Below are 4,154 nucleotides of genomic sequence, written 5' to 3' on the forward strand. Positions count from 1 at the left end.
ATCTAAAGGCAATATCATCGTGGAGCGGAGGAAAAGACAGTTGTTTTGCCTGTTATAAGGCAATGCAGCAGGGTTATGATATAAAATTGCTCTTGAATTTTGTCTCGCGGGAATCCAGGCGCGGGTGCTTCCATGGGATTGAAGGCAGACTGCTTAAGTTTCAGGCGGATTTAGTCGGAGTGCCCCTGGCCCAGCGGGAAGTCAGCCCGGATATGCAGAAATACGAAGCAGAATTCAAATCCGCGGTTACTGAGCTAAGGGGTAGCGATATCGGCTCAATGGTCTTTGGCGATATCTATCTTCTGGAGCACGAAAGCTGGATTGAGCGGGTTTGCGGGGATTTAAAAATTAAAGCCTTAGAGCCGCTTTGGAATAATTCTCCGGAAAACATTATTGCTGAGTTTTTAAAAGCAGGATTTAAGGCAATTATTGTCAGCTGCAAGGCAGATATAATGGGCCAGGAATTTCTCGGCCGCTATATTGACCAAGACTTAGTTGAGGAATTGAAAAAAAGAGGTATTTGCCCCTGCGGGGAGAAAGGAGAATTTCATACTTTAGTGGTGGATGGGCCGATATTCAGCCGGCCGATTAAAATTTTAAAGGCTGAACCGATAATCAAGGAAAGTTTTTGGAAACACTGGTTCTTAGACATTCAAGAATACGCTTAGTACTCCTTATAGCAAAAAATAAGATAAAAAATGTGGTATCAAAAACTACCGTTTAGAATAGGCGCTACGTCATATATTTACCCTGATGACATTTTACCGAATGTGCGTAAATTAAAAGGGGAAATTGATGATATAGAGTTGGTTTTGTTTAAAACCGATAATGCAGGGAACATCCCTAAGCGGAGAGACCTGCAGGAATTAAAACGCATCAGCAGTAAGTGGAATTTAACATACACTGTTCACCTGCCTTTAGATATTGATCTTGGCACTGCGATAGGGGATAAAAGGAAAGATTCAATAAAAAAGACAAGGATGCTTATTGAATGCTTATCTGTTCTTAACCCTTATGCTTATATATTACATCTTAATTTATCAAAACAGGACGAAAGGAATATTCAGTTTTGGCAAGACAGGATCAATCAGGCGTTAAAAATGATAGCTAGGCTTCAACTAGTATTACCGCAAAATATCGCTATTGAGAATTTAAGCTATCCTTTTAGTTATATAGATACTTTAATTCTGGAAAATGGTTTTTCAACCTGTGTAGATATAGGTCACCTTATTATTATGGGGGTTAGTCCGTTAAAGCACCTAAAAAGATATTTTAGCGCGACTCGCGTTATTCATCTTCATGGCGTCAATAGAAACAAGGATCACACGTCTCTGAAATATCTTGATGCAGTATTGATAAATCGCATAGTTCGGTTTTTAAAAGACAGCAACTACTGCGGCGTATTAACCCTAGAAGTGTTTTCGCAAACAGACTTTAAAGAGTCTCTGGATGTATTAAGAGAGGAGGTGATAAAAAATAAGTAAAGTTTAAAGAGTGGCGTTGGTATAAATATAATTTTAACAATTTTTCCAGATAGGCAGAGGAAGTAAAGGTGTAATCCCTTTCGCTGCCCCGCAACGGTAATCCCGGCAACCTAACGGTATGCCGGCAAGCCCGGACGATTGCCTATTACGGAAGTATTCTCGAGGGAGGAGAAGAAATGAAAAAGAAAGTTTTGAGTTTTATACTTATGACAATTTTGTTTACGTTTAATCAGGCTTGGGCAGATGAAACACAAGCTGCAGGCGTTAAGGAAGAGTCAATAGCGGATGCTGGAGAAAAAGAAGCTTCTAATATCCAATATGACTTAGGTAATGTTATTGTTTCTGCTACAAAAACGGAAACCTACCAGGCTGAAATCGGGAGTTCAACCACTGTTATTACTGCCGAAAATATTAAAAAAACCGGTAAGCGCACTGTTGAAGCGGTCCTGCGTGATGTACCCGGACTTACCGTTATGCAGACCGGTACATTAGGAGGGGATACTTCTATTTTTATGCGTGGAGTAAATTCGGGGCACACTCTAGTGATGATTGATGGGGTAGAAGTAAATGATCCGATGTCCACTGGCCGCGCTTTCAACTTTGCTAATCTTTTGACTGATAATATTGAGCGGATTGAAGTTGTGCGCGGGCCGCAGTCAACGCTTTATGGCTCTGATGCTATGGCCGGAGTAGTCAATATCATTACTAAAAAAGGAACGGGTAAACCTAAGGTTGAAGCCTCTTTTGAAGGCGGTTCGCACGGCACATTCACGGAGCACTTCGGATTAAGCGGTATGGCTATAGATAAGATTGATTATTCTTTCTCGGCTACGCGCTTAGATTCTTCCGGAATTTCCAAGGTTTATAACGGATCTGAAAACGATCCTTACCACAATACTGCTCTTTCGACGAAACTTGGTTATAAGATACTTGATAACGCCAAACTAAGTTTATCTGTCAATTATGTTGATGCTGTAACGGGTGTTGACTACGATGCTAACCAAGATGTGTCTAATTATATTTCCTCGTCAAAAGATCTTTCCACGAAGTTTGCGTTTGATCAATCTATAAATTCCTGGTGGACTCATGTTTTGTCATTTTCATATCATGATATACGCAGGAAAGACAAGCGTGAATGGGATTCAGTTTATGGATATGTCAATGACTGGTATAAGGGGAATAATAAAAAAATCGAATGGCAGCATAATATCTCTCCTGTAAAATGGAATATTTTCACCGCCGGGCTTGAGTACGAAGATGAAAGCGGTTCTTCGTATTACGAATCAGATGGCGCGTATGGCCCTTATTCAAGCAAACAAGACAGAAAGAGCATTGATAATATGGGGTATTATTTCCAAGATCAATTAAAGATTTGGGATAGACTCTTTATTACTCCAGGGGTTAGAATTGACGATCATGAGATTTTTGGAACCGAAACTACCTATAAAATATCCACAGCTTTCCTTATCACCGAAACAGGCACACGCCTTAAGGGAAATTTGGGCACAGGATTTAAAGCACCAACTCTTTATCAACTATATGATTCGACATACGGCAATGTAAATTTAAAAGCGGAAGAGAGTAAGAGTTACGATTTCGGTTTTGAACAGAATTTTTTCAAAGATAAATTATCTTTTGATCTAACATATTTCCATAATGATTTCAGGAATATGTTAGATATTTCCAATTCAAAATATCTTAATGTAGGTAAGGCAATAACTAAGGGGTTTGAAGTCGGAGCAAAGATTAAACCGTTGGAAAACCTCACTTTCGGAGCCAACTTTACTTATACTGATACCGAAGACAAAGAAACTGGCCTGGAATTGTTAAGACGCCCAAAAAGACAAGCCAATTTTGATGTCAACTGGGGTTTTCTGCCTAAAGCCAATCTTAATTTGGGTATAAATTACGTAGGTGCTCGTAAGGATGCAACGTGGGATGCCTCTTACAATAAGACTATTATCACTCAGAAAGCTTATGCTACAGTGCACATGGCAGCTGCTTATGATATAACCAAAAATCTTCAGGCTTTTGGAAGAATTGAAAACCTTTTTGATAAAGAGTATCAGGAAGTTTACGGTTATGAAACATTAGGACGTTCATTCTACGCAGGAATTAAAGGTAGCTTCTGACGACAGTTGTGAGGGCGGGAGATAATTTCTCCTGCCCTCCGGGAAGAGGAGGTAAAAAATTATGTTGGACTTATTTTTGAAAGGCGGGCCCTTGATGTGGCCGATATTGTTATGTTCCATAATATCCGTAGCTATTCTTCTGGATCGATCCCATTATTTCTACCGCGCAAGGATAAGAACCCCTAATATATGCCTTAAGGTAAAGAATCTTTTAAAAGAAGGGGAACCAGAAAGCGCATTGAAACTTTGTGAGAAGGCAGGCGACCCGATTGGCCATATTCTGGCTGTCGGTATCCATATCCGGCATAGAGGGCAGGAGGAGAAAGAAAAGCTGATTTCCCGAGCAGGCTCTAAAATTATCCGCCAGCTGGATAGGAATTTACGCGGCCTGGCTGTTATTGGCAGCATCTCTACTCTGCTGGGGCTTACAGGAACAGTTACAGGCATGATTAAAGCCTTTATGAAAATTCAGGAATTAGGCGGCAGAGTGGATGCTTCGGCTTTAGTCGGGGGTATTTGGGAGGCATTGATTACTACC

The 4,154-nt window shown here is 40.4% G+C and carries 4 protein-coding genes; all 4 read left to right on the forward strand.

Going from position 1 to position 4,154, the window contains the following annotated elements; all coding sequences use genetic code 11:
• On the forward strand, positions 1-668 hold a 668-nt coding region (locus PHC29_08715; protein ID MDD5109559.1), incomplete at its 5' end, for a diphthine--ammonia ligase.
• A 30-nt stretch (positions 669-698) separates the two neighbouring features.
• The gene (cbiR, locus tag PHC29_08720) at positions 699-1,484 is read left to right on the forward strand and encodes a cobamide remodeling phosphodiesterase CbiR (protein MDD5109560.1); all 786 of its coding nucleotides are present in this window, start codon (positions 699-701) and stop codon (positions 1,482-1,484) included.
• 176 nt (positions 1,485-1,660) lie between these two features.
• Positions 1,661-3,616 carry a TonB-dependent receptor gene (locus PHC29_08725; protein MDD5109561.1) on the forward strand — a complete coding sequence of 652 codons (1,956 nt, stop codon included), beginning with the start codon at positions 1,661-1,663 and terminating at the stop codon, positions 3,614-3,616.
• 61 nt (positions 3,617-3,677) lie between these two features.
• Positions 3,678-4,154, forward strand: a 477-nt coding sequence (locus PHC29_08730) for a MotA/TolQ/ExbB proton channel family protein (protein ID MDD5109562.1), incomplete at its 3' end; no start/stop codon positions are given.

It is taken from the genome of Candidatus Omnitrophota bacterium, assembly GCA_028712255.1.
Classification (GTDB): Bacteria; Omnitrophota; Gorgyraeia; order Gygaellales; family Profunditerraquicolaceae; genus UBA6249.

Coding starts and splice junctions, on each gene's coding strand:
- cbiR (MDD5109560.1), top strand. CDS start 699: ATGTGGTATCAAAAACTACCGTTTAGAATAGGCGCTACGTCATATATT.
- PHC29_08725 (MDD5109561.1), top strand. CDS start 1,661: ATGAAAAAGAAAGTTTTGAGTTTTATACTTATGACAATTTTGTTTACG.